Origin of the sequence: Kineococcus sp. NPDC059986 (assembly GCF_040702905.1) — a bacterium.
Lineage (GTDB): Bacteria > Actinomycetota > Actinomycetes > Actinomycetales > Kineococcaceae > Kineococcus.
Genome location: NZ_JBFBND010000027.1, coordinates 1 through 25090 on the forward strand (window position 1 = coordinate 1; position 25090 = coordinate 25090).

The 25090-nt window shown below is 73.7% G+C and carries 23 protein-coding genes; 8 read left to right on the top strand and 15 right to left on the bottom strand.

Features of this window, described 5'->3' with window-relative positions:
* The coding region (locus tag AB0637_RS18060) for a Fe-Mn family superoxide dismutase (protein ID WP_366173988.1) at window positions 1-225 on the top strand (225 nt) is incomplete at its 5' end.
* A gap of 432 nt (window positions 226-657) precedes the next feature.
* On the opposite strand, the gene AB0637_RS18065 is transcribed toward AB0637_RS18060, so the two are convergent.
* Window positions 658-1512 (bottom strand): helix-turn-helix transcriptional regulator, encoded by an 855-nt coding sequence (locus tag AB0637_RS18065; protein WP_366173989.1) that lies wholly within the window; start codon window positions 1510-1512, stop codon window positions 658-660.
* Window positions 1513-1613: 101 nt separating this feature from the next.
* Here AB0637_RS18065 and AB0637_RS18070 point away from each other — a divergent pair, with 101 nt between their 5' ends.
* Window positions 1614-2366 (top strand): SDR family oxidoreductase, encoded by a 753-nt coding sequence (locus AB0637_RS18070; protein WP_366173991.1) that lies wholly within the window; start codon window positions 1614-1616, stop codon window positions 2364-2366.
* Between the two features lie 19 nt (window positions 2367-2385).
* On the opposite strand, the gene AB0637_RS18075 is transcribed toward AB0637_RS18070, so the two are convergent.
* From AB0637_RS18075 to AB0637_RS18115, 9 genes are all read right to left on the bottom strand, one after another.
* Window positions 2386-3168, bottom strand: coding sequence for a hypothetical protein (locus AB0637_RS18075; protein WP_366173993.1), 783 nt, complete (start codon window positions 3166-3168; stop codon window positions 2386-2388).
* 89 nt (window positions 3169-3257) lie between these two features.
* Window positions 3258-4142, bottom strand: a complete 885-nt coding sequence (locus tag AB0637_RS18080; RefSeq protein ID WP_366173995.1) for an ABC transporter permease — start codon at window positions 4140-4142, stop codon at window positions 3258-3260.
* A complete protein-coding gene (locus AB0637_RS18085; protein ID WP_366173997.1) occupies window positions 4139-5011 on the bottom strand; it encodes an ABC transporter permease in 873 nt (290 codons plus the stop codon). The genes AB0637_RS18080 and AB0637_RS18085 overlap by 4 nt, the downstream gene beginning before the upstream one ends.
* Before the next feature lie 11 nt (window positions 5012-5022).
* Window positions 5023-6192: a spermidine/putrescine ABC transporter substrate-binding protein gene (locus AB0637_RS18090; RefSeq protein ID WP_366173999.1), complete on the bottom strand. Its 1170-nt coding sequence runs from the start codon at window positions 6190-6192 to the stop codon at window positions 5023-5025.
* A complete protein-coding gene (locus tag AB0637_RS18095) occupies window positions 6189-7274 on the bottom strand; it encodes an ABC transporter ATP-binding protein (protein WP_366174077.1) in 1086 nt (361 codons plus the stop codon). Before AB0637_RS18095 ends, AB0637_RS18090 begins: the two co-directional genes overlap by 4 nt.
* A gap of 83 nt (window positions 7275-7357) precedes the next feature.
* Window positions 7358-9052 carry an amidohydrolase gene (locus AB0637_RS18100; protein WP_366174001.1) on the bottom strand — a complete coding sequence of 565 codons (1695 nt, stop codon included), beginning with the start codon at window positions 9050-9052 and terminating at the stop codon, window positions 7358-7360.
* Between the two features lie 145 nt (window positions 9053-9197).
* The gene (locus AB0637_RS18105) at window positions 9198-10547 is read right to left on the bottom strand and encodes an FAD-dependent oxidoreductase (protein ID WP_366174002.1); all 1350 of its coding nucleotides are present in this window, start codon (window positions 10545-10547) and stop codon (window positions 9198-9200) included.
* A 2-nt stretch (window positions 10548-10549) separates the two neighbouring features.
* Window positions 10550-11944: an aspartate aminotransferase family protein gene (locus AB0637_RS18110; protein ID WP_366174004.1), complete on the bottom strand. Its 1395-nt coding sequence runs from the start codon at window positions 11942-11944 to the stop codon at window positions 10550-10552.
* Between the two features lie 74 nt (window positions 11945-12018).
* Window positions 12019-12486: an Lrp/AsnC family transcriptional regulator gene (locus AB0637_RS18115; protein WP_366174005.1), complete on the bottom strand. Its 468-nt coding sequence runs from the start codon at window positions 12484-12486 to the stop codon at window positions 12019-12021.
* 102 nt (window positions 12487-12588) lie between these two features.
* Here AB0637_RS18115 and AB0637_RS18120 point away from each other — a divergent pair, with 102 nt between their 5' ends.
* A complete protein-coding gene (locus AB0637_RS18120) occupies window positions 12589-13944 on the top strand; it encodes an FAD-dependent oxidoreductase (RefSeq protein ID WP_366174078.1) in 1356 nt (451 codons plus the stop codon).
* Window positions 13945-13995: 51 nt separating this feature from the next.
* On the opposite strand, the gene AB0637_RS18125 is transcribed toward AB0637_RS18120, so the two are convergent.
* Window positions 13996-15432 (bottom strand): aminobutyraldehyde dehydrogenase, encoded by a 1437-nt coding sequence (locus AB0637_RS18125; protein WP_366174006.1) that lies wholly within the window; start codon window positions 15430-15432, stop codon window positions 13996-13998.
* A complete protein-coding gene (locus AB0637_RS18130) occupies window positions 15432-17363 on the bottom strand; it encodes a primary-amine oxidase (RefSeq protein WP_366174007.1) in 1932 nt (643 codons plus the stop codon). Before AB0637_RS18130 ends, AB0637_RS18125 begins: the two co-directional genes overlap by 1 nt.
* Window positions 17364-17551: 188 nt before the next feature.
* On the opposite strand from AB0637_RS18130, the gene AB0637_RS18135 reads away from it, so the two are divergent.
* Window positions 17552-19093, top strand: a complete 1542-nt coding sequence (locus AB0637_RS18135; RefSeq protein WP_366174008.1) for an APC family permease — start codon at window positions 17552-17554, stop codon at window positions 19091-19093.
* A gap of 157 nt (window positions 19094-19250) precedes the next feature.
* Here the strand turns inward: AB0637_RS18135 and nagA are convergent, their stop codons facing one another.
* Together nagA and AB0637_RS18145 are read right to left on the bottom strand one after the other, a co-directional pair.
* Window positions 19251-20360: an N-acetylglucosamine-6-phosphate deacetylase gene (nagA, locus tag AB0637_RS18140; protein ID WP_366174009.1), complete on the bottom strand. Its 1110-nt coding sequence runs from the start codon at window positions 20358-20360 to the stop codon at window positions 19251-19253.
* The gene (locus AB0637_RS18145) at window positions 20357-21397 is read right to left on the bottom strand and encodes an SIS domain-containing protein (RefSeq protein WP_366174010.1); all 1041 of its coding nucleotides are present in this window, start codon (window positions 21395-21397) and stop codon (window positions 20357-20359) included. The genes nagA and AB0637_RS18145 overlap by 4 nt, the downstream gene beginning before the upstream one ends.
* A gap of 96 nt (window positions 21398-21493) precedes the next feature.
* On the opposite strand from AB0637_RS18145, the gene AB0637_RS18150 reads away from it, so the two are divergent.
* From AB0637_RS18150 to AB0637_RS18165, 4 genes are all read left to right on the top strand, one after another.
* Entirely contained in the window at window positions 21494-22387 is an 894-nt protein-coding gene (locus tag AB0637_RS18150) for a MurR/RpiR family transcriptional regulator (protein ID WP_366174011.1), read from the top strand.
* A gap of 87 nt (window positions 22388-22474) precedes the next feature.
* Entirely contained in the window at window positions 22475-23221 is a 747-nt protein-coding gene (locus tag AB0637_RS18155) for an SDR family oxidoreductase (protein WP_366174012.1), read from the top strand.
* Between the two features lie 60 nt (window positions 23222-23281).
* Window positions 23282-23911, top strand: coding sequence for a TetR/AcrR family transcriptional regulator (locus tag AB0637_RS18160; protein WP_366174013.1), 630 nt, complete (start codon window positions 23282-23284; stop codon window positions 23909-23911).
* Between the two features lie 27 nt (window positions 23912-23938).
* On the top strand, window positions 23939-24481 hold the full coding sequence (locus AB0637_RS18165; RefSeq protein WP_366174014.1) for an AAA family ATPase: 543 nt from the start codon (window positions 23939-23941) through the stop codon (window positions 24479-24481).
* Between the two features lie 80 nt (window positions 24482-24561).
* On the opposite strand, the gene AB0637_RS18170 is transcribed toward AB0637_RS18165, so the two are convergent.
* Window positions 24562-25083 carry a GNAT family N-acetyltransferase gene (locus AB0637_RS18170; protein ID WP_366174015.1) on the bottom strand — a complete coding sequence of 174 codons (522 nt, stop codon included), beginning with the start codon at window positions 25081-25083 and terminating at the stop codon, window positions 24562-24564.
* Window positions 25084-25090 lie beyond the last annotated feature (7 nt).

A 25090-nucleotide genomic window follows, 5' to 3' on the forward strand; every position in this document is an offset into this window, starting at 1 on the left:
GGGCAGAAGCTCATCAACGTCCAGCTGTACGACCAGCAGGGCAACATCGCCCTGGGCCTGGTCCCGATCGTCGTGCTGGACATGTGGGAGCACGCCTTCTACCTGGACTACAAGAACGTCAAGCCCGACTACGTCAAGGCGTGGTGGAACGTCGTGAACTGGGCCGACGCCCAGGCGCGGTTCGACCGGGCGCGGACGCAGACGAACGGCCTCATCGTCCCCTGAGCGGGACGTGAGGGCGGCTGCGGCCGTCGTGTGAGCGAGGGGCGGAACCCGACCGGGTCCCGCCCCTCGCTGCGTCCGGGGGCGTCGGTGGGAGAGCGGGGGCGTGGAACCGGGCGTGGGGACGGCGGGGACGTCGTCCTGACGACCGGCGCGCCGGTCCCACGCCTGCACCCACGTGGGACCGGGCGTGGGACCGGCCATGGGAACACCCGTGGGTGTCCTCTCGACGTCGCCGGGGCGACGGGTTCGGGACACCCACGGCTCACTCCACGTGGTTGTCCCCGTGGGACCGGGTGTGGGAGCGGCTCGGGCGTCGTCCTGACGACCGGCACGCCGGCCCCACGCCTGCACCCACGTGGGACCGGGCATGGGACCGGGCATGGGACCGGGCATGGGACCGGCGCGGGAACACGCGGGGTGTCCCGAGGGCACTCAGGGTTTCCGGACGACGGCCTCCGGAGCCCCCCAGCTCGCCAGCAGCGGCAGCACCCGCGCGGTCGGCGAGTCCGCCTCGACGGTGTAGACGACGAGCCGTTGGTCGGGGTCGAGGGGCGCGACGACGGATTCGATCCCGAACGTCAGCGCCCCCGCCTCGGGGTGGTCCACGTGCTTGGTGACGGACGTCCGGAACGTCACGCCCTGGTCGGCCCACCAGCGGGCGACGTCGGGGTCGGCGCGGCGGAGTTCGGCCACGAGTGCGCTCAGCCGGCGGTCGTCGGGGCGGCGTCCGAGTTCGTAGCGCAGCGCCCCCACGGCCGGCGCGGCGAAGTCGTCCCAGTTCGTGATGCGGGTGCGGGCCCGCGGGTCGAGGAACAACCAGCGCACGAAGGAGGTCCCGGGTTCCATCGGTGCCCCGAGGACGGCGGTCAGCAACCCGTTGCGCGCCAGCACCTCCGACCGGCGGCCGAGCAGCAGCACGGGGACGTGCGCGAGGGTGTCGAGCAACCGCAGCAACCCCGGGTCGGGACGCTGCGGCGCCTGCGCACCGGCCCGGCGACGCCGCGCGGTCGGGGCGGCCAGGTCGAGCAGGTGGGTGCGTTCGAGGTCGTCGAGCTGCAGGGCCCGCGCGAGCGCCTCCACCACGTCCTCGCTCACGGTCCCCTGCCGCCCCTGCTCCAACCGGCTGTAGTGGTCGGGGCTCAGCCCGGCCAGCACGGCGAGTTCCTCCTTGCGCAGTCCGGGGACGCGCCGCGGTCCCGGGAACGCCGTGATGCCCGCGCGGGCAGGCGTCAGCCGGTCGCGGCGGGACCGCAGGAACGCGCCGAGGGCGGAGCGGTCGGTGGGCACCTCGGCAGCCTACGAGCCACCCGCCGGCCGGACCTGGTCACGCCGTGACCCGGCACGCCAGGTCCTGGCGACGCACGGCGGAACCGCGTTCGGTGGTGCCCATGACCACGCAGCAGACCGTCCTCGTCACCGGATCCACCAGCGGGATCGGCGCCGCCACCGCCCGCACCCTCGCCGCGGCGGGCTGGACCGTCGTCGTCACCGGCCGTGACACCGACCGGGGCCACGCCGTCGTCACCGACGTCGAAGCCGCCGGCGGCACCGCGCGCTTCGTGCCCTCCGACCTCACCGCCACCCCGGACGTCCTGCGGGCCTTCGCCCGCGAGGTCGTCGACACCGCGGGCGGACGGCTCGACGCCGTCGTCCACAACGCGGCGCTGTGCCCCGCCGTGGACACCGTCACGTTGTCCGACGCCGACCTCGAGGCCACGCTCGCGGTGAACGTCCGCGCCCCGCACGTCCTGACCGCCGCACTGGCACCCGCGATGGCCGACCGTGGGAAGGGTGCCGTCGTCGTCATCGGGTCCTGGATGGCCCACGTCGGACACCCGTTCGTCGGCCTGTACTCCGCGACGAAGGCGGCCGAGGTCCAGCTCGCCCGGTCCTGGGCGGCGGAGTTCGGACCGCGCGGGGTCCGCGTCAACACCGTCTCCCCCGGCGCCACCCGCACCCCGGTGAACGCCGCGGACGACGACGTCGTCACGGCCATGACGCGGGCCACCCCGGCCGGTCGCCCGGGGGCGCCGGAGGAGGTCGCCGACGCCGTCGCGTGGGTGCTGTCGGACGGCGCCCGCTACGTCCACGGTGCCGAGATCGCCGTCGACGGCGGCATCACGTCGGTCGCGCGGGCCTGACCGCCGGGTCCATCCCCGCTCAGCCGGCCGTGCGGACCCCCTCGCGCAGGTCCACGACGGTCCGGACGACCCGGCCCGGGACGAGCACGACCGGGGCCCGCAGGGTCCGCAGCGGCAGCGCCCGCAGGGACGGTGCGGCGAGGACGACGAGGTCGCCCACCCCGATCCGGCGGGGCAGGACGTCGGCGAGCTCGCCCTCGGCCACCTCCGCGCGCACGGGCCGGTGGGTCCCGGCGGACAGCCGGGCCCGGACGGTGTGGTGCACGGCGACCGCGGCCAGGTGGGCGTGCCGACGTCCCGTCCCCCCGTCGGCGAGGAGCGGGGCCCGCCACGTCGTCAGCAGGTGGACCGGCAGGTCCCGGCCCCGGCGCAGCACCCAGTCCGTCACGGCGTCCTGCGCCGAGGAGACCACCAGCAGGCGGCGGGCCGGGGTGAGCACGGCACGCGGTCCGACGACGACGACCGGGCCGGGCGCGGCGGCCAGCACCGGCCCGAGCACGTCGCCCGTCGGCCGGGCCCCGGCGTCGCGCCCGCAGCCCAGGACGAGGTCGGCACCGTCCGCCGCGGCCCGGAGCAGGGTGTGGACGGGGTCGTCGGTCGTGAGCGTCACGTCGACGGGCGGTTCACGGCCGGGCACGCGCTCGAGCTCCTCGGCGAGCAGTTCGTCGAGGTCGGTGTGGCCACCGCCCGGGCCGACGACGACGTGCAGCGGACGGGCCGAGGACGCGCAGGACTGCAGCGCCCACCGCAACGCGCGTCTCGAAGCCCCGGACCCGGAGAAACCCACCGTCGTCGCTGGCACGCGCCGCCTCCTCGCGGTCGGGAGCCGGCAGCGTCGTCCGGCTCCTCCGATGGTGCCCCCGGACGACGACGATCACAACGGGTGAGTGGTCAGCCACCTGCCATCGTGCGGGCGATGTCGGAGGCGGAGTCCCCGGAACGGCGCAGCACGAGCGCGACGACGGCCAGCGCGACGAGGGTCAGCAGCAGCATCAGCGTTGACACGGCGGCGATCTCCGGCCGCAACCCCGCCCGCAGCGCCGAGAAGACGTAGACGGGCCACGGGCTCGCACCCGGCAGCGAGACGAAGCTCGCGACGATGGTGTTGTCCAGGCTCAGCGTGAAGGCCATCAGCCCCCCCGCCATCACGCCCGGGGCCGCCAGCGGCAGCGTGACGTCGCGGAACCGGCGCCACGGCGTGGCGTACAGGTCGGCCGCCGCCTCCTCCAGGCGCGCGTCGAGCCCGGCGACGCGGGCCCGCACGATGAAGGTCACGACCGCCGTGGACAGCACCGCGTGCGCGATGACGAGGCGGGCGATGCCGTTGCCGAAGAGGGGCAGCCCGGCCTCGGTGTCGAGGGAGACGAACCAGCCCAGCAACGAGATCGCGTCGACGATCTCGGGGGTGACGAGCGTCAGGCCCAGCAGCAGCGTCAGGACCGCGGCCCACCGGCCGCGGACCCGGGCCAGGGCGAGGCCCGCGAGCGAGCCGATGACGGCGGACAGCAGCGCGGCCCCGACGGCGGCCTGCAGCGACGTGGCGACCGCCGCACGGATGACCGGTCGCGACAGGCCGGCGGTGTACGCCTCGAGCCCGGCGCCGCCCCAGGAGGTCAGCAGGCGCCCGGAGTTGAACGAGTAGACGACGATCACGGCGATGGGCAGGAAGAGGAACACCAGGACGAGGACGCCCCACGCGCTCAGCAGGACGTCGGACGCCGAGCGGCGGCGGACGGGCCGCGACGGCACGACGACCGGAGGGCGTTCGTCGATCACAGGACCACCTCCACGTGGCGTCGGGCGCGGCGCACCCGGCGGACGGCGAGGACCCCGAGCGCGGTGAGCAGCACGGTGCCGCCGGTGAACAGGATGAGGACGACGGCCATGGCCGAACCCAGCGCCCAGTTCTGGGCGGACTGGAACTGCCCGGCCACGAGCTGGCCGACCATGTTCCCCTTGGCCCCGCCGAGCACGGTGGCCGTCACGTAGTCGCCCATGAGCGGCACGAAGACGAGCAGGCTCCCGGACGCGATCCCGGGGAACGCCAGCGGCAGGGTGACGTCGACGAACGTGCGCCACCGGCCCGCGCCGAGGTCGCGGCTGGCCTCGCGCAACGCGTGGCTCGTGCGTTCCAGCGCGACGTAGAGCGGCAGGAGCATGAGCGGCAGGTAGTTGTAGACGACGCCGAGCTGCACGGCACCGCGGGTGTAGAGGACCTCGAAGGGGTCCCCGCCGAGGGCCTGCCAGGCCGTGGAGAACGGCCCCTGCGGGGACAGCGCGATCTGCCAGCCGAGCGTGCGGACGAGGAAGTTCGTCCAGAACGGCACCATGACCAGGGCCAGGACGAGCCCCCGCCAGCGCGCCGGCACCTTGACGGCGAGCCAGTACGCGAACGGCAGCGCGACGACCAGGCACACGAGGGTCCCGACCACCGCGATGCGCAGGGTGTTCCAGAACGTGCGGATGAACGTGCCCGACAACGCCTCGCCGTACCGGTCCAGGGACAGCACGTCGTTGGCGTGGGTGCCGAACATGCCCGGCTTGTAGCCGAAGCTGTACCAGACGACGAGCGCCACGGGGGCCACGAAGAACCCCAGCAGGAACACCCAGGCGGGCAGCGCGAGCGCGCCCTGGGGGGCGCGCAACCGGCGCAGCATCAGTTCCCCGCGGCGGCGCGGATCGCGTCCACGGCCTCGACGATGGCCTGGTGCCCGCTGTTGAGCACGCTGGCGGTGAGGCGGTCGACGACGGTCTTGTCGGGGAACACCAGCTCGGGACGGTCGAGCCCGGCGGCGGCCGCCTTCGTCCCGATGTCCTTGATGGCCGACGGGTACCCCGTGTAGAGGACCTCCTTGACGGCCTTGTCCTCCTCGAGCATGAAGTCGATGAACGCGTAGGCCGCGTCGGGGTGCTGGGCACCCTTGGCGATGCACCAGTTGTCGATCCACAGGTTCGCGGTCGGCGTCGGGTACACGTACGTCCACTTGTCCGGCGTGCTCGACGCGTCGATGCCGAGGCGGGCGTCCCCGTTCCAGCACTGCATGAGGGCGAACGTCGACTGCGCGATGGCGCTGCTGCCGGGGTTGGACTCGAAACCCTTGAGGTGCGGCGCGAGGTCCTTGACGAGGGCCTCGCGCGCCTCCTTGATCTTCGCCTGGTCCTCGGTGTTGGGGTCCACGCCGTTGGCGGCGAACCAGATGCTCATGACCTCCCAGGGGTCCTCGAGGATCGAGGTGTTCCCGGAGGCCTCCTTCTGCGCCGCGTCGAGGAAGTCGGCCCACGAGGTGAGCTGCCGCTTGACGACGGTGTTGTCGTAGACGAACCCGGTGGTGCCCCAGTCCTTGGGGACGGACCACTTGTTGTCGGGGTCCCACGTGCGGCCGAGGTAGGCCGGGTCGAGGTTGGCGTAGTTCTTCAGCCTGCTGTGGTCGATCTCCTCCAGCAGCCCGTTCTGCGACATCTGCGGGATGAACAGCCCGGTGGGCACGACGATGTCGTACCCGCTCGCCCCGTTCGCGGCGACGAGCTTGGCGATCATCTCCTCGTTGGAGGCGTAGCTGTCGACCTGCAGCTTCGGACCGGACGCCTCGAACGCCTTGAGGTTGTCGGGGTCGTCGTAGTCGGCCCAGCTGTAGATGTTGAGGCTGTCCTCGATCTTGCCGTCGGGTGTCGCCCCGGACTCCGACGCGGCGTCCTTCCCCCCACCGCACGCGGCGAGGGCGGCCGTGGAGGCGAGGGCGGCCAGGACGCTGCGGCGCCGGGTGAGGGCCCGGTCGATGCGGCCGGCGGTCGCGGTCGGGACCAGGACGGTGGGGTGGTCGGTCACGCGGGGCTCCCGGAGGTCAGGGGGGCGGGGAAGACGTGGACGTTCTCGGGGGCGAAGCCGCACCAGACCTGCGCGCCGACCTCGCTCGTGCCGGGGCCGTCGGCGCCCCGCGGGGCGCGGGCCAGCAGCTCGACGCCGGAGGAGGTGACGACGACGCGCTGCACGACGTCGCCGAGGTGGGCCACCCCGGCGAGGCGGCCGCTGACGCGGTTGGCGACGCCGTGCGGTTCTCCGGCGGTGACCTGCACGGCCTCGGGGCGGACGGCGGCCAGCACGGACGCACCGGCGGGCAGGTCGACGGCGCGGGTGGCGAGCGTCCCCTCGGGGCAGCGCACGACACCGGGTTGCACGACCTGGCCGGGCAGGAAGTTCTGCTTGCCGATGAACCCGGCGACGAAGGCGCTGACGGGTTCGGCGTAGACCTCCTCGGGCACGCCGAACTGCTGGACGCGGCCGTCGAGCATGACCGCGATGCGGTCGCTCATCGACAGCGCCTCCTCCTGGTCGTGGGTGACGAAGACGAACGTCGTGCCCAGGCTCGTCTGCAGGAGCTTCAGCTCGACCTGCATCTCCTCACGCAGCTTGCGGTCCAGGGCGCTGAGGGGTTCGTCGAGCAGCAGCACCTGCGGACGGTTGACGAGGGCGCGGGCCAGCGCGACGCGCTGCTGCTGACCACCCGACAACGCGCTCGGGGACCGCTGCGCGAAGGCGCTCATCCGCACCATCTCCAGCGCCTCGCCCACTCGGCGACGGATCTCCTGGGCCTCGACGCGCTTGCGGCGCAGCCCCTTCTGCCGCAACCCGTAGGCGACGTTCTCGGCCACCGTCATGTGCGGGAACAACGCGTACGCCTGGAAGACGGTGTTCACGGGACGCCGGTGCGGGGGCAGGCCGAGGACGGACGTGCCGTCGATGGCGATGCCGCCCTCGTCGGGGTGCTCGAACCCGGCGAGCATCCGCAGCAGCGTCGTCTTGCCGCAACCGCTGGGGCCCAGGAGGGACAGGAACTCCCCGGACCGCACGTGCAGGTCGACGCCGTCGACGGCCGTCGCCGCGCCGAACCGCTTGACGACGCCCGTGATGTCGACGGACCCGCCGCCGGTGCCGGCGAGGGAGGAGGTGTCCGGGGCCAGGACGACCGCCTGGGCGCTCTGGTCGAGGCCGCTCACCGTCCCACCGCCGTCAGGTCGGCCGCCGGAGCGGCGCTCGCGTCGTGCACCGGGACGCCGGCGACGAAGGTCAGGTCGGTGCGCACCTCGTGCAGGTCGCGCCGTTCCAGCGAGAACGGGTCCGCACTGGCGACCGCGAGGTCGGCGACGGCACCGGGTTCGAGCGTGCCCGCGTCCTCGTGGCGGTTGATCCACGCCGAACCGGCGGTGTACGCGTGCAGCGCCTCGGTGAGGGTGAGGGCCTGGTCGGGCAGGAACGGCGGTGCGTCCACCCCCGGTGGGGTGCGGTTCACCGCCACGTGGACGGCCTGCCACGGATCGGGGGTGGACACGGGCCAGTCCGATCCCATGACGAGCCGGGCACCGGTCCGCAGCAGTGCCCCGAACGGGTACTGCCAGGAGTTCCGCTCCGGCCCCAGCAGGGGTGTGGTCAACGCGGTCATCTGCTCCTCCTCGCAGGCCCACAGCGCCTGGGCGTTGGCGGTGACGTCGAGCGCGGCGAACCTCGGCACGTCGTCGGGGTGGACGACCTGCAGGTGCGCCAGGTGGTGCCGGCCGCCCCGGGACGACGGGGAGCGGCGGGCCAGGGCGACGGCGTCGAGGGCGTCACGCACGGCGCGGTCCCCGATGACGTGGACGTGGACGTCGAACCCGGCGGCGTCGAGGGCGGGCACGGCGGCCAACAACAGGTCGCGGTCCAGGTACGACAGCCCCGTCTCGCCCGAACCGCACCCGCAGCCGTCCAGGTAGGGCGAGAGCATCGAGGCCGTCCGGTTCTCCGCGACGCCGTCGAGCATGATCTTGACGCTCGTCGTCGCGAACCGATCCCCACCGGCCGCGGCCACCCGCTCCCGGTGGGCGACGAACCCCGCGACGACGTCGTCCACCTCGTCCACCGACCGGCCGCGCGGCCACCACAGGGCCCCGACCACGCGGGCGGTGAGGGTGCCCGCCGACACCGCGTCCAGGTAGACCGGCGTCGTGTCCGAGTGCCCCGCGTACGCGCCGACGATGGCGTCCTGCCAGCCGGTGACGCCGACGGAGTGCAGGTAGCGCTGGCCCTCGGCCAGCCCGGCGGCGAGGTCGGCGCGGGTGACCGGGGGCAGCAACCGGCTGACGAGGTCCATCGCCCCCTCGTGCAAAGTGCCGGTGGGGGTGCCGTCGGGGTCGCGTTCGATGCGCCCGTCGGCGGGGTCGGGGGTGCGGACGTCGACGCCGGCCAGCGCCAGGGCACGGCTGTTCGCCCAGGCGCCGTGGTGGTCGCGGTTGAGGAGGAACGCCGGCCGGTCCGGCACGACGCGGTCGAGGTCCTCGCGGCGGGGCGTGCCCCCGGGGAAGTCCGCCATCGACCAACCGCCGCCGGAGATCCACTCCCCCGGGTGGGCCGCCGCGTGGGCCGCGACCCGCTCGAGGGCGGCCTGCGCGCCGTGGACCTCGCTGAGGTCGCAGCCGAGGCGTTCCAGCCCGCCCATGACCGGGTGGACGTGGGCGTCGGTGAAGCCGGGGAGGACGAGGCGGCCGGCGAGGTCCACGGTCCGGGTGCCCGCACCGGTCCAGTCCCTGGCCTCCCCGTCGGTGCCGACGGCGGCGACACGACCGCCGGCGACGGCCACCGCCGTCGCGGTGGGGTGCAGTCCGGTGCCTGTGAAGACCCGTCCGGAGTGCAGGACGAGGTCCGCAGTACCGCTCATGGGATCGGAAGGTACAAGCAAAACGCCTCCGTGACAACGGATTCGGTGTTTCGATCGTGTTGCCACCACCGGTTCCGCCCCTCGACCGGCCCTCGGGCGGACCGATTGCGTGAGGACAGCACCACAGCGGGTGCCCTGCGGGGCCTCAGTGCGCGGTGAGCGTGGCCAGGACGCCCGAGAGCGGGGTCGGCCGCCCCAGGGCCGTCTCGGCCGCGTCGGCGGCGCGGGCGACCAGCAACCCGGCGTTGACCCCGAGCCAGCGCAGCGGTTCCGGTTCCCACCGCGGGGGGACGTGCCCGAACCACGGCAGGTGCAGGAGCTCGGAGTCCTGGCCGGTGATGCTGGCCGCCAGCGTCCGGCCCGCGAGGTTGGCCGTCCCGACGCCGTCGCCGACGTACCCGCCGGCGCTGCCCAGGCCCGTGGCCGGGTCGTGCCGGACCGAGGCGTGCCAGTCGCGGGCGATGCCGAGCGGGCCGCCCCACGCGTGCGTGAACCGGGCCCCGGCGACCGCCGGGAACAGGTCGCGCAGGGTGGCCCGCAGGGTCCGGAACACCCCCTCGTCACCGTCGAACTCCGGCCGGATCGAGGACCCGAAGTGGTACGGCGCACCGCGTCCGCCGAAGACGAGGCGGTCGTCGGCGGTCCGCTGGCCGTAGACGACGACGTGCCGGTGGTCGGAGAACGTCTCCCCGCCCTCCAGCCCGGCCTGGTCCCAGAACCGGGCCGGCAGCGGTTCGGTGGCGACCATGAGGGAGTAGACGGGGACGACCTCGCGCGAGCCGGTCGTGGCCGTCCACGCCTCGGTCGCCCGGACGACGTGCCGGGCCCGCACGGTGCCGCGGTCGGTGCGGACCCGCCCCGCCGCGACCTCGGTCGCCCGGGTGCCCTCGACGATGCGGCCGCCGCGACGCTCCACGGCCTCGGCCAGACCGCGCGCCAGGCGCAACGGGTGCAGGCGCGCGCAGTCCGGGGTGGAGGTGGCGCCCAGGGCCCGCGTCATGCCGACGGTCTTGCGGGTCTGCTCGGCGTCCAGCAGGCGAAGCCGTTCCGGGGAGCCGGCGCGTTCGTCGGCCTCGACCTCGGCCCGCGCGCGGGCCAGCTGCGGTGCGCTGCGCGCCACGACGACGGTGCCGCCGCGGCGGAAGTGGCAGTCGATCCCCTCGGCCAGCACGACGCGCTCGACCTCGTCGATCGTCGCGCGCATGGCCGCACGCATGGCGCGGGCCGCCGCGGGACCGTGCTCGGCCGCGAGGGCGCCCTCCCCCTGGGGCAGCAGGGCGGAGCACCAGCCGCCGTTGCGACCGCTCGCCCCGAAGCCGACGCGTTCGGCCTCGACGACCAGCACGGAGGCACCGGGGTCGTGCTCGAGCACGTGGTACGCGGTCCACAACCCGGTGTACCCGGCACCGACGACGCACACGTCGACCTCGGTGTCACCGTCGAGGGGTTCGCGGTGCGGACCCGGCGGAGCGGTGTCCTCCCAGAGCGAGCGCACGCTCACAGCAGTCGGCCCGCCTCGACGAGCACGGACCGCAGGCGCTGCTCGATCTCGTCGAAGTCCGACGGTCCGACGACCAGCGGCGGGGCGAGCTGGATGACGGGGTCCCCGCGGTCGTCGGCGCGGCAGTACAACCCGGCCTCCCACAGGGCCGGGGAGAGGAACCCGCGCAGGAGGCGCTCGGACTCGGCGTCGTCGAAGGTCGCCCGCGTCGCCTGGTCCTTGACGAGTTCGATGCCGTAGAAGAACCCGGCCCCGCGCACGTCACCGACGATCGGCAGGTCCAGCAGGCGTTCCAGCGCCTGCCGGAACAGCGGCGCGTTCTCGTGGACGTGCTGGACGAGACCCTCGCGTTCGAAGATGTCGAGGTTGGCCATCGCGACGGCCGCCGAGACGGGGTGCCCGCCGAACGTGTAGCCGTGCGCGAACACCTGTCCCTGCGCGCGGAACGGTTCGAAGATGCGGTCGGAGGCGATGAGGGCCCCGAGCGGGGAGTACCCGCTGGTCAGCCCCTTGGCGCACGTGATGATGTCCGGGACGTAGTCGAAGTCCTTGCACGCGAACAGCTCACCGATCCGGCCGAAGGCACAGATCGTCTCGTCGCTGACGAGCAGGACGTCGAGTTCGTCGCAGATCTCGCGCAACCGCTCGAAGTACCCCGGCGGCGGCGGGAAGCAGCCGCCGGCGTTCTGGACGGGTTCGACGAACACCGCGGCGACGGTGTCGGCACCCTCGAACTCGATGGCCTCCCCCACCCGGTCCGCCGCCCAGCGGCCGAACGCCTTGGCGTCCTCGCGCAGGTGTTCGGGCGCACGGTAGGAGTTCGTGTTGGGGGCGCGGAAGGTCCCCGGCACGAGGGGTTCGAACTCTGCCTTGACCCCGGGGATGCCCGTGATGGACAGCGCGCCGTGGGTGGTGCCGTGGTAGGCGATGGAGCGGCTGACGACCTTGTGCTTGCCGGGTTTCCCGACCCGCTTGTAGTACGCCTTCGCGAGCTTCCAGGCCGTCTCGACGGCCTCGCTGCCGCTGGTGGTGAAGAAGACGCGGTTCAGGTCCGCGGGTGCTTCGTGGGCGAGGCGTTCGGCGAGGTCGATCGCGGCCGGGTGGGCGTAGGACCACAGGGGGAAGAACCCCAGCGTGGAGGCCTGCCGAGCGGCGGCCTCGGCCAGTTCGGTGCGGCCGTGGCCGACCTGGACGGTGAAGAGGCCGGCGAGCCCGTCGATGTACTCCCGGCCGTGGGAGTCCCAGATGCGGGCGCCCTCACCGCGGACGATGACGGGCACCTCCTCACCGGCGTCGAAGGGCGCGTGCCGTGTGAAGTGCATCCACAGGTGGTCACGGGCGGCCACGGAGCGGTCCGTGCCGCGCGGGGTGGTCGCGAGGTGGCTGGACATGGCCGGAGACTAGACCGGCCGGTACAGTTGCCACAAGGATCCCGTCGCTCAAAGGCGGCGGAACCACGGATTCGTCAGCGCGTACCCCAGTTGTAGAGCTGTTTGCGCAGGCTCAGGTAGACGAAGGTCTCGGTCGCGACGACGCCCGGGATCGCGCGGATCTTGGCGTTGATGAGCTCGAGCAGCCCGTCGTCGTCCTCGCAGACCGCCTCGACGATGACGTCGAAGGACCCCGCCGTGACGACCACGTAGTCGATCTCGGGGACCTCGGCGAGCCGGTCGGCGACGATGCGGGTGTCCCCTTCGGCGCGGATGCCGATCATCGCCTGCCGGGCGAACCCGACCTGCACCGGGTCGGTCACGGCGACGATCTGCACCACGCCGCTGTCGAGGAGCCGCTGCACGCGCTGGCGGACCGCGGCCTCGGACAGCCCGACGACCTTGCCGATCGCCGCGTAGGACATCCGCCCGTCCTCCTGCAGGACCTCGATGATGCGCTTGGACAGGTCGTCGAGGGCGAGCGCGGGCTGGCGGCTGGGCACGGACCGATGCTACGCGAAACCCCTTGTCGCGCCGGGAGACGACGCGGTACAACTCGGCGGGTGCCGTTCCTCACCGCGAGTTCACCGGCCGTCGACGACTCCCTGCGCGCAGTCGCCAGCACCCCGTTCTGGCTCGACGACCCCGGTCGGCCCGACCCCGAACCTCCCCTCATCACCGGCACCCGCGCCGACCTCGTGGTCGTCGGTGGGGGCTTCACCGGACTGTGGACGGCCCTGCGCGCCAAGGAGCGCGACCCCGACCGCGACGTCCTGCTGCTCGAGGGGGCCTGGATCGGCTGGGCCGCCTCGGGCCGCAACGGCGGGTTCATCGACGCGAGCCTCACCCACGGCCGCAGCAACGGCGAACTGCACCTGCCCGCCGAGGTGGACCGCCTCGACGCCCTCGGGCTCGCCACCCTCGACGGGTTGCAGGAGGCCGTGGGCCGCTACGGCTGGGACTGCGCCTTCGAGCGCACGGGCGGGCTGTCGGTGGCGACCGAGGCGTACCAGGTCGACCAGTTGCGGGGTGAACCCGGGTTCCTCGACACCGCCGCCGTCCGCGCACAGGTGGACTCGCCGACCTACCTCGCCGGCGTCTGGACGCGCGACGACACGGCGCTGGTGAACCCCGCGCGGTTGTGCTGGGAGATGAAGCGGACCTGCCTCGAGCTCGGCGTGCGGATCGCGGAGCACACCGCGGTGCGCGGAATCTCCTCGACGGCGCACGACGTCGTCCTGCGCACGGCCGGCGGGGACGTGCACGCCCGGCGGGTCGCCTTGGGCACCAACGTGTTCCCGGCGCTGCTCCAGCGGTACCGGTGGCACACGATCCCCGTCTACGACTACGCCCTCGTCACCGAACCGCTCTCGGGCGAGCAGCTCGCGGCGATCGGCTGGCGCAACCGGCAGGGCATCGGCGACCTCGGGAACCGCTTCCACTACTACCGGCGGACGGCCGACGACCGCGTCCTGTTCGGCGGGTACGACGCCGTCTACCACTACGGCCGGCGCCTGTCGGCCGAGTACGACCAGAACCCCGCCTCGTTCCGCACGCTCGCCGCGCACTTCCAGCAGACGTTCCCGCAACTGGAGGGCGTGCGCTTCACCCACGCGTGGGGCGGCGCGATCGACACCTGCACGCGGTTCTTCCCGTTCTTCGGAACGGGTCACGGCGGCCGGGTCGCGCACGTCGCCGGCTACACGGGGCTGGGGGTCGGGATGACGCGGTTCGCCGCGGACGTCCTCCTGGACCTCCTGGCCCGCGAGGAGGAGGGTCCGACCGAACTCACCGAACTCGAGCTCGTCCGGACCCCGCCCGTGCCCTTCCCGCCCGAACCGCTGGCCTGGGGCGGGGTCGAGGTGACGACCCGGTCGCTGGACCACGCCGACCGGAACGAGGGGCAGCGCAACGTGTGGCTGCGGACGCTCGACCGGCTGGGGCTCGGTTTCGACTCCTGACCACGGGGACCACCCGGCCCCGCGCTCGTCGAGCGCGGGGCCGGGGCCGGTTCAGGACTCCAGGTTCGCCATGACGTGCTTGACGCGCGTGTAGTCCTCGAACCCGTACATCGACAGGTCCTTGCCGTACCCGGACTGCTTGAACCCGCCGTGCGGCATCTCCGCGACGAGCGGGATGTGCGTGTTGATCCAGACGCAGCCGAAGTCCAGGGCCGCCGACATCCGCATCGCCCGGCCGAAGTCCTTCGTCCAGACGCTGGAGGCCAGACCGTACTTCGTCCCGTTCGCCCAGCGCAGCGCCTCGTCCTCGTCGCTGAACCGCTGCACGGTGATGACGGGGCCGAAGACCTCGTTCTGGACGATCTCGTCGTCCTGACGCAGCCCGGACACGACGGTGGGTGCGTAGTAGAACCCGTCGGCGAGCGTCCCCGTGCCCCGGGCCCCGCCGGCACCCAGCACGGCGTGGTCGGGCAGCCGGTCGACGAAACCGGACACCTGCCGCAGCTGGTTCGGGTTGTTGACGGGACCGACCGCGGTGTCGGGGTCGTCCGGCAGGCCGATGCGGGTGGCCCGCGCCTGTTCCGACAGCGCCGCGACGAAGTCGTCGTGCACGCGCGGGGCGACGAGCACGCGCGTGGCCGCCGTGCAGTCCTGGCCGGCGTTGAAGTACCCGGCGCCCGCGATGGCCTCCGCCGCAGCGGCGACGTCGGCGTCGTCGAACACCACGACGGGCGCCTTGCCGCCGAGTTCGAGGTGCACGCGCTTGAGGTCGTGCGAGGCAGACTCGGCCACCTGCATGCCCGCGCGGATGGACCCGGTGATGGCCACCAGACCCGGCGTCGGGTCCTGCACGAGCGCCCGGCCCGTCTCGCGGTCCCCGCAGACGACGTTGAGGACGCCCGGCGGCAGGACCTCGTTCGCGACCTGCGCGAGCAGCACCGTGGAGGCCGGGGTCGTGTCGGACGGCTTGAGCACCACGGTGTTCCCGGCCGCGAGCGCCGGCCCGATCTTCCAGACGGCCATCATGAGCGGGTAGTTCCACGGCGTCACCTGGCCGACGACGCCGATGGGTTCGCGGCGCACCCACGACGTGTGCCCGGCGAGGTACTCCCCGGCGGCCCGGCCCTCCAGGACGCGGGCGGCGCCGGCGAAGAACCGGAGCTGGTCCACGGCCGGGGGCAGTTCCTCGGTGCGGGTGAGGGCGACGGGTTTGCCCGTGTTGCGGACCTCGGCGGTGACGAACTCCTCGGCGCGGGACTCGATCGCGTCGGCGAGGTCGAGGAGGAACTTCTGCCGCTCGGCCGGCGTCGTCCGGCCCCACGACGTGAACGCCGAGGAGGCGGCCGCGTAGGCGGAGCGGACGTCCTGCTCCGAGGACAGCGGGGCCGTCGCGTAGGCGGTGCCGGTCGAGGGGTCGACGACGTCCGTCGTGCGACCGTCGGCGGCGGGGACGGTCTGGCCGCCCACGACGTTGGACAGCGTCTGCATCAGTTGGTCTTCCCTCCGGTGGGAGCGGGCTGGTGGCAGTGCGGCCCCGCGGGGGCCGGTGCGTCGAGGGCGGGGTTGCGGTCGAAGAACCCCGACGGCTTGAGCCGGAACGCGACGGCGTCCTGCGGCATGACGGGCCAGTCCTCCACGCGGGGCACGTGGTGGATGCCGAACACGTGCCACAGCACGACGTCGGTGTCCTCGAGGGGTTCGTCGTCGGCGGTCCAGCGGGTCATGCCCTCGTCGCCGGAGCTCTGCGTCGGGTGCTCGCCGGCGGGCCACAGCTCGTCGTCGTGGTGCCGGGTGACCCAGACGTCGTGGCCGATGACGGGGGCCCGCAGGAACTGCGGGGCGTCGGGGGCGAACAGGTGCGGGATCGCGTCGGGGGTCGTCAGCTTGTACGCCGTGGGCGTCCCGACCGCGTTCGTGCGCCGGGTGCTCGCGACCTTCCAGACGCGCTGCTTCTGCCAGTCGACGTCGCGGCCGGCCTCGCGTTCGGACCGGACGGGGGTCGAGGTCGTCGTCAGCGCGAGGCCGTGCGGGTTGTCCGGTCCGGTCGGCGCGACGTGGGTGTCGACCTCGTGGACGGTGGCGTGCTGCCCGTCCACGTCGAGGTCGAGGCGGGCGACCAGGAAGTGCTGGTGGATCGGCGCGTAGGTCCGCTCGTCGACGAGGACCCCGGTGGCCGGGGTCGGGGCTCCCTCGGGCAACGGCGTCGTGACCATGATCCCCGTCGCCCGCACCTCGCACTCGATCGTGCCGTCGAGGTAGAGGCGCCAGTAGACGAGGTACTCGTAGTTCGCGACCGTGGCGTGGAACGAGACGACCATGCGCCGCGAGCGCCGCACCTGGGCACCGGCGCGTTCGTCGACGTGCTTCCACAGGACGGCGTCGTCCTCCTCGTGCAGGCAGATCGCCTGCGGCACGGTGTACGGCTCGCCGTGGGAGTCGGTCAGGACGGCGTCGACGTAGCGGATCTCGCCGAGGCAGTCGCAGCCGAGCTCCAGCGACGTCGTCATGTACCCCAGGCCCCACTCCCCGATGTCGTAGGCGGTGCGGCGGCGGTGGTCGAAGGAGGGGTCGCGGTAGGGGACGACCATCTCGGCGAACGAGAGCCGGTAGCCGATCTCGCGACGCTCGTCGCCGTCCTGCCAGCCGAGCTGGTGCAGCACGAGGCCCTCGCGGTGGGTGAACCCGAGCCGCACGGACCAGTTCGCCCACCGCAGCTCACCGTCGTCGCTGAGGGTGAAGGACGGCCCGTCGGGTTGGGTGATGTCGAGGGCGCGCAGGTCGGTGCGCCCGGCGATGCCGGTGAGGGCCGGGTCGTACTCCCCGCGGGTCGGCGCGTCGGGGGCGGCGGGCGCCTCCTCGACGTCGAGGAGTTCGTAGGTGTTCATGTCGACGATGAACTTCAGGCCGCTGACGGGGTGCGCGTAGGGGCTGCCACCGGTGGTCTCGCGCCGCCACACGTCGACCCAGCCGAGCCGCCGGTCGCGCCACTGCTCCGGCATGACGGCCGCGCCGAAGGTCCAGGTGTCGAGCAGGACGAGGTCGAGGTCGGTGATCCCGCGGGCCGCGAGCGCCTGCACGACACGGGGTTCACGCTTGAGGGCGACCTCGGCGTCGTGGAACTCGTCGAGCGTGAAGTTCGGGGTGACGCCCGGCACGTGCTCGAACCGTTCCACCGTCCCGGCGACGAGGTCGACGAGGACGTCGTGGGTCCGGCCGTCGGCCCGGTCCCAGACGATCGAGCGGGCCCGCCGGGGAACGTCGTCGCCGGGTCGCCAGGCCAGGACGTCGGCCTTGGGCGGTTCGGCGAGCACGACGCCGGCGAAGCGCATCGAGGGGGCCAACCGGCCGCTCCCCCGCAGCACCTCGAGGTTGCGGCCGAACTCCTCGGCGCTCAGCGGGACCAGCGGGTGCGCCGGCACGGCAGTCCTCCTCCATCGGTGGGCTCCATCGGCTGATGGGCGGCCAGTCTGACGGAGAGCCCTGGGCGAGTCCAGCCAGACCCACGTTTTCCGTCGCGTCGGCGGGCCTTGACGACGGATTCCGCGAGCACGTCACTTCGCGCTGCTAGGGTCACCCGGTTTGCCCCCTCCCGACGTCAGGAGCCCCGATGGCACGTGCCGCCCACCCCCCGAGCCCCGCGCTCACCACCACCGCGACCGGCAAGGGACTGCAGACGGGGGCGCTCGGACTGTGGGGCAACACGGTCATCGGCCTCGGTGCCACCGCTCCCGTCTACAGCCTCGCCGCCACGCTCGGGTACGTCGTCCTCGCCGTGCACGACAAGGCGCCCGCGATGTTCCTCGTGGCGTTCGTGCCGATGCTGCTCGTGGCGGTCGCCTACCGCGAGCTCAACCGCGCGGCGCCCGACTGCGGGACGACGTTCACCTGGGGCACCAAGGCGTTCGGGCCGTGGGTCGGCTGGATGGGCGGCTGGGGCGTGGCCGTCTCCGCGATCATCGTCCTGGCCAACGTCGCGGAGATCTCCGCCGTCTACACGCTGCGCTTCCTCGGTCTCGACGGCGCGGCGGAGAGCCTGCCGCTGCGGGTCGGGCTCGGCCTGGTGTTCATCGTGGGGATGACGTGGGTCAGCTACCGCGGCATCGTCCTCTCCGAACGCCTGCAGAACGTGTTGATCGTCGTGCAGTTCGCGGTGCTGGGGGTCGTGTCGGTCGGCGCGCTGTACCTCGTCCACAGCGGGGGCGCCGGGGAGCAGGCCGTGCGGCCGACGTGGGACTGGTTCTCCCCGTTCGGGGTGAGCGGCTCGGCCCTGGCGGAGGCCGTCATCCTCTGCATCTTCATCTACTGGGGCTGGGACGCGTGCCTGGCCGTCAGCGAGGAGACCCGCGACGCCGACCGCACCCCGGGCCGCGCCGCCCTGCTGGCCACCGTGATCCTCGTCGTGACGTACGTCCTCGTCGCCGTCGCGGTGCAGGCGTACGCCGGGTTCGGGACCACGGGCATCGGGCTGAACAACCCCGAGAACGCCGACGACGTCCTGTCCACCCTCGGCGCCCCCGTCGGCGGGGCCGTCCTGTCCGGGCTGCTGCTCGTGACCGTCGCCATCTCGGCCGCGTCCTCGACGCAGACGACGATCCTGCCGACGGCCCGCGGGACCTTGTCGATGGCCGTGTACGGCGCGCTGCCGCAGCGGTTCGCACAGGTCCACCCGCGGTACCGGACGCCCTCGTTCGGGACCCTCGTCATGGGTGCGGCCGCCGTCGCGTTCTACCTCGTGCTGAGCCTGGTGAGCCAGGACGCGTTGCAGGACTCGATCGCCTCGCTCGGGCTGGCCGTCGCGTTCTACTACGGCATCACGGCGTTCTCGTGCGTGTGGTTCTTCCGGCGGACGCTGACCCGCTCGGTGCGGGACCTGGTGCTGCGCGGGGTGTTCCCGGCCCTCGGCGGGCTGGCGATGCTGTGGGCGTTCGTCCAGAGCAGCATCGACATGCTGTCCCCCGACTACGGGTTCACGACGTTCGGGCCGGTCGGCGGCGTGTTCGTCATCGGCGTCGGGATGCTCGCCCTCGGTGTGCCGCTGATGCTGTTGTGCGCGGCGCGGCTGGGCGCGTTCTTCCGCGGCGAGACGCTCGACGCGGACACCCCCGTCCTCGTCCCCGACACCGGGCAGCCGCCCGTCGGCGGCCTCTGAGGGGCCCCCGCGGGGTCGGGCTCGTTGACGCAACCGGCTCATAGGTCGAGCCCGTCGCGTCGACGAGCATCCCCGCGGAGCGGGGTTGGGCTCGTAGACGCATCCGGCTCATTGGGTGAGCCCGTCGCGTCTACGAGCCACCCCCGGAGGGCGCGCGTCAGGTGAGGACGCGGCGGACGGCGAGGTCGGCGTCGAGGACGACGGCGCCGCCGCGGGCGCCGGGTTCGAGGTGCCCCACGTCGGTCCGGCCCAGGAGCCGGGCCGGGGTGGCGGTGACGGCGTCGAGGGCGTCCTCGAACTCCAGTCCGGCCTGCGTGACGGCGAACCGCAGGGCGCGGTCGAGGGTCAGGGTGCTCCCCGCGATCGACCCGCCACCGGCGAGCCGCGCCACCCCGTCGACGACGTCGACGTCGAGGTCGCCGAGGCGGTAGCGGCCGTCGGCCGACCCCGTCGCGGCCATGGCGTCGGTGACGAGGGCGACCCGCCCGCGGCCCGCGCGGCGGGCGGCGAGCGCGACGACGAGCGGGTGCAGGTGCACACCGTCGGCGATGAGTTCCACGGTGACGCGGTCGTCGTCCAGCAGAGCGGGGACGGCGCCGGGTTCGCGGTGGTGCACCGGCGGCATGGCGTTGAACAGGTGCGTCGCCCACCGGGCGCCCGCGTCGACGGCGCGCTTGGTCGTGTCCGCGTCGGCACCCGTGTGGCCGATGGAGGCGATCGTCCCGGCCGCGGTGATCTGCTGCACCGCAGCCAGTCCGCCGGGCAGTTCGGGCGCGATCGTCACCATTCGCACGAGCCCGGTGCGCAGGAACATGTCGAGGTCGGCGGGGTCGGGATCACGCAGCAGCCCCGGCGCGTGCGCCCCGCGGTGGTCCGGGCTCAGCCAGGGCCCCTCGAGGTGGACGCCGGCGAGTTCCCCGTCGGTCACGAGGTCGGCGAGGGCGTCCACGGTAGCGGCGAGCTCGTCGAGCGGACCGGTGACCAGGCTCGCGACGAGGGTCGTCGTCCCGTGAGCGCGGTGGGTGGCGGCGACGGTGCGGGCCGCCGTGAGGGCGTCGCCGCCGCGGCCGCCGAAGCTGGCACCACCGCCCCCGTGGCAGTGGACGTCGACGAATCCGGGGACGACGTGCGCGCCTTCGACGTCCTCGTCCGCGGCCGGCGCGGGGCCCGTCCCCACGGCCACGACCTCGCGGCCGTCCAGCAGGGCCCAGCCGCCGGGCAGCACCCGGGAGCCGGTGTGGACGGTGCCCCGCGCCAGGACGGTCATCGGGTCTCGGTGACCTTGCGCAGTCCGCGCGGCGCGTCGGGGTCCAGGCCCCGGGCGACGGCCATCTCCAGGGCCAGGCGCTGCAGCGGGACGATCTGGACGACCGGCGCGAGGTCCTCCGGCATCCCGGTGGGCAGCCCGAGGCGCACGGTCGCGTCGGGCGCGAGGCCCTCGGGGGCGACGGCGCAGACGTCCGCGCCCCGGTCGCGCAGGGCCTGCAGCACCGGGGCCATCGCCTCCCCGCCGCGGCCCTGCGGGACGACGGCGATGACGGGGCGGTCCGCGTCGACCATGGCCAGGGGGCCGTGCATGAGGTCGGCCGCCGAGAACGCCTGCGCCGACAGGTACGACGTCTCCATGAGCTTCAGCGCGGCCTCGCGCGCCGTCGGGTAGGAGTACCCGCGGGCGGTGACGACGAGGCGGTCGACGAAGCGGTACCGCGCGGCGACGTCGGGGACGTCGGTGGCGGAGACGGCCTGCTCGAGGAACCCGGGCAGGGCCTTCGCGGGGGTGAGGTCCCCGCCGCGCCAGGTCGTCACGAGCAGCCACAGCGTGAGGAGCTGGGCGGTGTAGCTCTTCGTCGCGGCGACGGCGAGCTCCGGACCGGCGTGCACGTCGAGGTGGTGCTCGGCGGCCTGGGCCAGCGGCGAGGCCGGGTTGTTCGTCACGGCGAGGGTGGTGGCGCCGGCGCGACGGGCCGCGGCGGTCGACTCGACGAGGTCGGGCGAACCACCGGACTGGCTGATGCTGATCCACAGCACGTCCCGCAGGTCCGGGGTCGCCTCGTACACGGTGAGCGTCGAGGTGGAGGTGAGCCCGCAGGGCAGGCCGAGCCCGATCTCGAGGAGGTACTTCGCGTACAGCGCGGCGTGGTCGCTCGTCCCGCGGGCGGTGAGCAGGACGGCGCGGGGCGCCTTGTCGCGCAGGATCCCCGCGATGCGGGCGAGCTCACCGTCGGCGGCGGTGAGGATCCGGTCCGCGACGGCGGGCTGTTCGGCGATCTCGGAACGGACGAGGTGGCCACGGGCGGGGCTCAACGGGGCTCCAGACGGGGTGACGAGGGTTCCGGTGAAGGAAGTTGACACGACGGTAGCGCCCGACGAAAGTTCTCGCCAGACCCTGGACGGAGACCCGTGACCGCACCCGACCCCGCAGCCCTGCGCGCCCACCTGCTCGCCGCCGTCCCCGCGGCCACGGCGTCCGGGGCCAGGGTCCTCACCACACTGCTCGAGGACCCGGTGGCGGCCGCGCACCTCACCGTCACCGACCTCGCCGCCCGCACGGGCACGAGCGAGGCGACCGTCGTCCGGACGGCCCGCTCGCTCGGGTTCGCCGGCTACCCGCAGCTGCGGTTGGCGCTCGCGGCCGCCGGACCGGCCCCGGCACCCGCGGCCCTCTTCACCGAGTCCCCCGAGGACGCCCCCGACCTCGCCGGGGTCGTCGCGACGCTCACCGCCCTGGAGAGCGAGGCCCTGCACGCCACCGCCCGCACCCTCGACCTCGCCGCCCTCGACGCGGCCGCCGACACCGTCCACCGGGCGCGGGCCGTCGACTGCTGGGGCATCGGCGCCTCGGGGTTGCTGGCCGCCGACTTCGACCACAAGGCCGTCCGCGCCGGACTACTGACGCGGTTGCGGACCGAGGGGCACGCGGCCCTCGTCAGCTCCGAGACCCTCGGCCCCGACGACACCGCGCTCGTCGTCAGCCACTCCGGGCGCACCCCGGACGTCGTCGCCGCGGCCGGGCGGGCGCGGGCCCGCGGGGCGGTCGTCGTGGCCGTGACGAGTTCCGGGACGTCCCCCCTGACCGAGACCGCCGACCACGTGCTCGTCGCGACGGGCCGCGAAACCGCCTACCGCGCAGGGGCGATGGCGAGCCGGGCCGCGACGGCGCTCGTCCTGGACTGCCTCTACGTGGCCGTCGTGCAGCGCCTCGGCGACCGCGCGGGCGATGCGTTGCAGCGCACCTACCGCGCCGTCGAGGAACCCCGGTCGGCCGACGGCGGGCGGCCGCGCCTGCGCCGGTAGGGACACCCTCCGCCCGTTCTTGACCAATCGGTCCAGCTCGTCCTACGGTTTGGGACCAAGCAGTCCACAACCGAACGGAGCTCGACCGTGAACGCAGCACTCACCGGCAGGACGGCCCTCGTCACCGGCGGCACCTCGGGGATCGGGCTCGCCGTCGTCCGCCGGTTCGCCGCCGAAGGCGCCCACGTCGTCGTGACCGGCCGGCGGCAGGCCCCGCTCGACGCCGTCGCGGGAGAACTCGGCGACGCCGTGACGACGGTGCGGGCCGACGTCTCCGACCCCGCCGGGGTGACGACGCTGTTCGAGGCCGTCGCCGCCCGCGGGACCGGGTTGGACGCCGTCCACGCGAACGCCGGTCCGGGTGAGTTCAAACCCCTCGCCGAGGTGAGCGCCGCCGACGTCGACACCACCTTCGGCACGAACGTGCGCGGCACCACGCTGACCGTGCAGGGCGCCCTGCCGTTCCTGAACCCCGGTGCCGCGATCGTCGTGACGGGCTCCACCGCCGGTTCGGGGCGGGAGCGGAACTTCGGCCTGTACGGCGCGTCCAAGGCGGCCGTCGCAACGCTGACCCGCACCTGGGCCGCCGAACTGGCCCCGCGCGGTGTCCGCGTCAACACCGTCGTCCCGGGTCCCACGCAGACGCCCGGTCTGACCGGACTGGCCCCGGGCCACGAGGACGCGCTCCTGGAGCAGATCGCCGCCGGCGTCCCGCTGGGTCGCGTCCTGCGCGCCGAGGAGGTCGCCGCCGCCGTCCTCTTCCTCGTCTCCGACGAGAGCTCGGCCATGACCGGCAGCGAGGTCGTCGTCGACGGCAGCGTCTCCGTCGCCTGACCGCAGGCCGCTGAGACCATGGTGGGCGCGACGACCGAGGACCCGAAGCAGAGGACCACCATGCCCAGACCCCGCACGTTCGACGAGGACGACGTCATCGACCGCGCCCGGAAGGCCTTCGCCGAGACGGGTTTCGCCGGCACGTCCCTCGACACCCTCCTCGAGGCCACGGGGCTGGCCCGGCAGAGCCTGTACAACGCCTTCGGCGGCAAGAAGGAACTGTTCATGCGGGCGTTCCTCAGCGACACGGCCGAGGCGGTCGAGGCCGTCGAGTCCGTCCGGCACGGGGAGGACAGCCCCATCACCCGGATCCGGCGGCAACTCGTCAAGGTCGCCGTGGAGCACGGCGAGGCGAAGGCGGCTCCGTCCCTGTTCACGAAGGCGGCCGTCGAGCTCTCGTCGCACGACCCGGAGGTGGCCTCCGCGGTCGCGACCGCCTTCGACGTCATGAGCCGGCACTACGCCGCCTGCATCGCCGAGGCCCAGGGCGCCGGTGAGATCGACGCGGGCGCCGACGCGGACTCCCTGGGAACCTACTTCTGCGCCGTCATCGAGGGAATGTCCACCCTCGGAGGAGCCGGCGTCCCCCGGGCGACGCTGCTCGACATCGGGCTCACGAGCCTGACCGCGGTCCCGGTCACCGACCTCGGGCGCGAGCACCTCGGCACGGGCGAGGGCGACTGGTCCTGAGGGAGGGTCCGAGGGTTGACTACGGCTGTGCTCATCGTCCTGTCAGGCCTGCCGGGGAGCGGGAAGACGTCCCTCGCCCGCGCCCTCGTCGCCGCCGCCCACGCCGTCCACGTCCGGCTCGACACGGTCGAGCAGGCGCTCGTCGACGCCGGCGCCGCAACCCACCCCGTCGGGCCGGTGGGGCACTACGTCGCCCGGGCAGTGGCGGGCGACCTGCTGCGGCAGGGGCACCTCGTCGTCGCCGACGGCGTGAACCCGCTGCCGGTCACGCGCGAGCTGTGGTGGGACGTGGCCCGCAGTGCCGGGACGCCCTGGCTCGACGTCGAGGTGGTCTGCGGCGACCCGGAACTGCACCGGCGGCGCGTCGAGGCGCGGGTGGCCGACATCCCCGGCCACCCCGAACCCACGTGGGCCGACGTCGAACGCCTCGAGTTCACGCCCTGGACCACCGACGACGGGCGGGTGCGCGTCGACCTGGCCGAACTGTCACCCGCCGCCGCGGCCGCCGCGGTCCTGGCCCGGGGGCAGTCCTCCCGGACGATGCCGACCCCGGGGTCGGCGGCGGAGTAGGCCTCCTCCGCCTGCCTGGCGTTCCTCGTCGGTGCCGTCGGTCGTCGGAGCCGAGCACCGCACGGGCCTCGCGAGGGGGCTCAGCGGACCGCGGCGAACAGCAGGCTGTCGCGGCGTTCGCCGGCGACCACGACGTGGGAACGCAGCAACCCCTCGTACTGCATCCCGATCTTCTCCAGCACCCGCCGGGACCCGGAGTTCTCGGGGCGGCACGTCGCCTCGACCCGGGCCAGACCCGCTCGGGTGAGAGCGAACCCCAGCACTGCCTCCGCGGCCTCCGTCGTGATGCCCTGCCCCCACCGGTCACGGCGCAGGACGTACCCCATCTCACCGCGGGCGTTCTCCCTGCTCCGGACGCTGAGTGCCACGGTGCCGACGAGGTCCCCGTCGAGGTCGACCGCCCAGGTCCAGACGTCCCTGGCCCCGTCGTCGACGGCCGACCGGACGGCCTCGGCGACGAAGGCCCGGGTGTCCTCGGGGGAGTTCGGCCCCCACGTGACGAACCGGCAGACCTCGGGGTCACCGGCGTACCGGTGGACGGCCTCCCCGTCGCCGGGCGCGAACGCCCGCAACCGCAACCGCGCCGTCGTGAGTTCCTCCACCGGCCCA

Bases quoted from the DNA above. Each gene is read 5' to 3' on its own strand.
- nagA (WP_366174009.1), bottom strand. From the start codon at position 20,360: ATGACCGTCCTGGCGCGGGGCACCGTCCACACCGGCTCCCGGGTGCTG.
- AB0637_RS18160 (WP_366174013.1), top strand. From the start codon at position 23,282: ATGCCCAGACCCCGCACGTTCGACGAGGACGACGTCATCGACCGCGCC.
- AB0637_RS18110 (WP_366174004.1), bottom strand. From the start codon at position 11,944: ATGTCCAGCCACCTCGCGACCACCCCGCGCGGCACGGACCGCTCCGTG.
- AB0637_RS18070 (WP_366173991.1), top strand. From the start codon at position 1,614: ATGACCACGCAGCAGACCGTCCTCGTCACCGGATCCACCAGCGGGATC.
- AB0637_RS18135 (WP_366174008.1), top strand. From the start codon at position 17,552: ATGGCACGTGCCGCCCACCCCCCGAGCCCCGCGCTCACCACCACCGCG.
- AB0637_RS18125 (WP_366174006.1), bottom strand. From the start codon at position 15,432: ATGCAGACGCTGTCCAACGTCGTGGGCGGCCAGACCGTCCCCGCCGCC.
- AB0637_RS18100 (WP_366174001.1), bottom strand. From the start codon at position 9,052: ATGAGCGGTACTGCGGACCTCGTCCTGCACTCCGGACGGGTCTTCACA.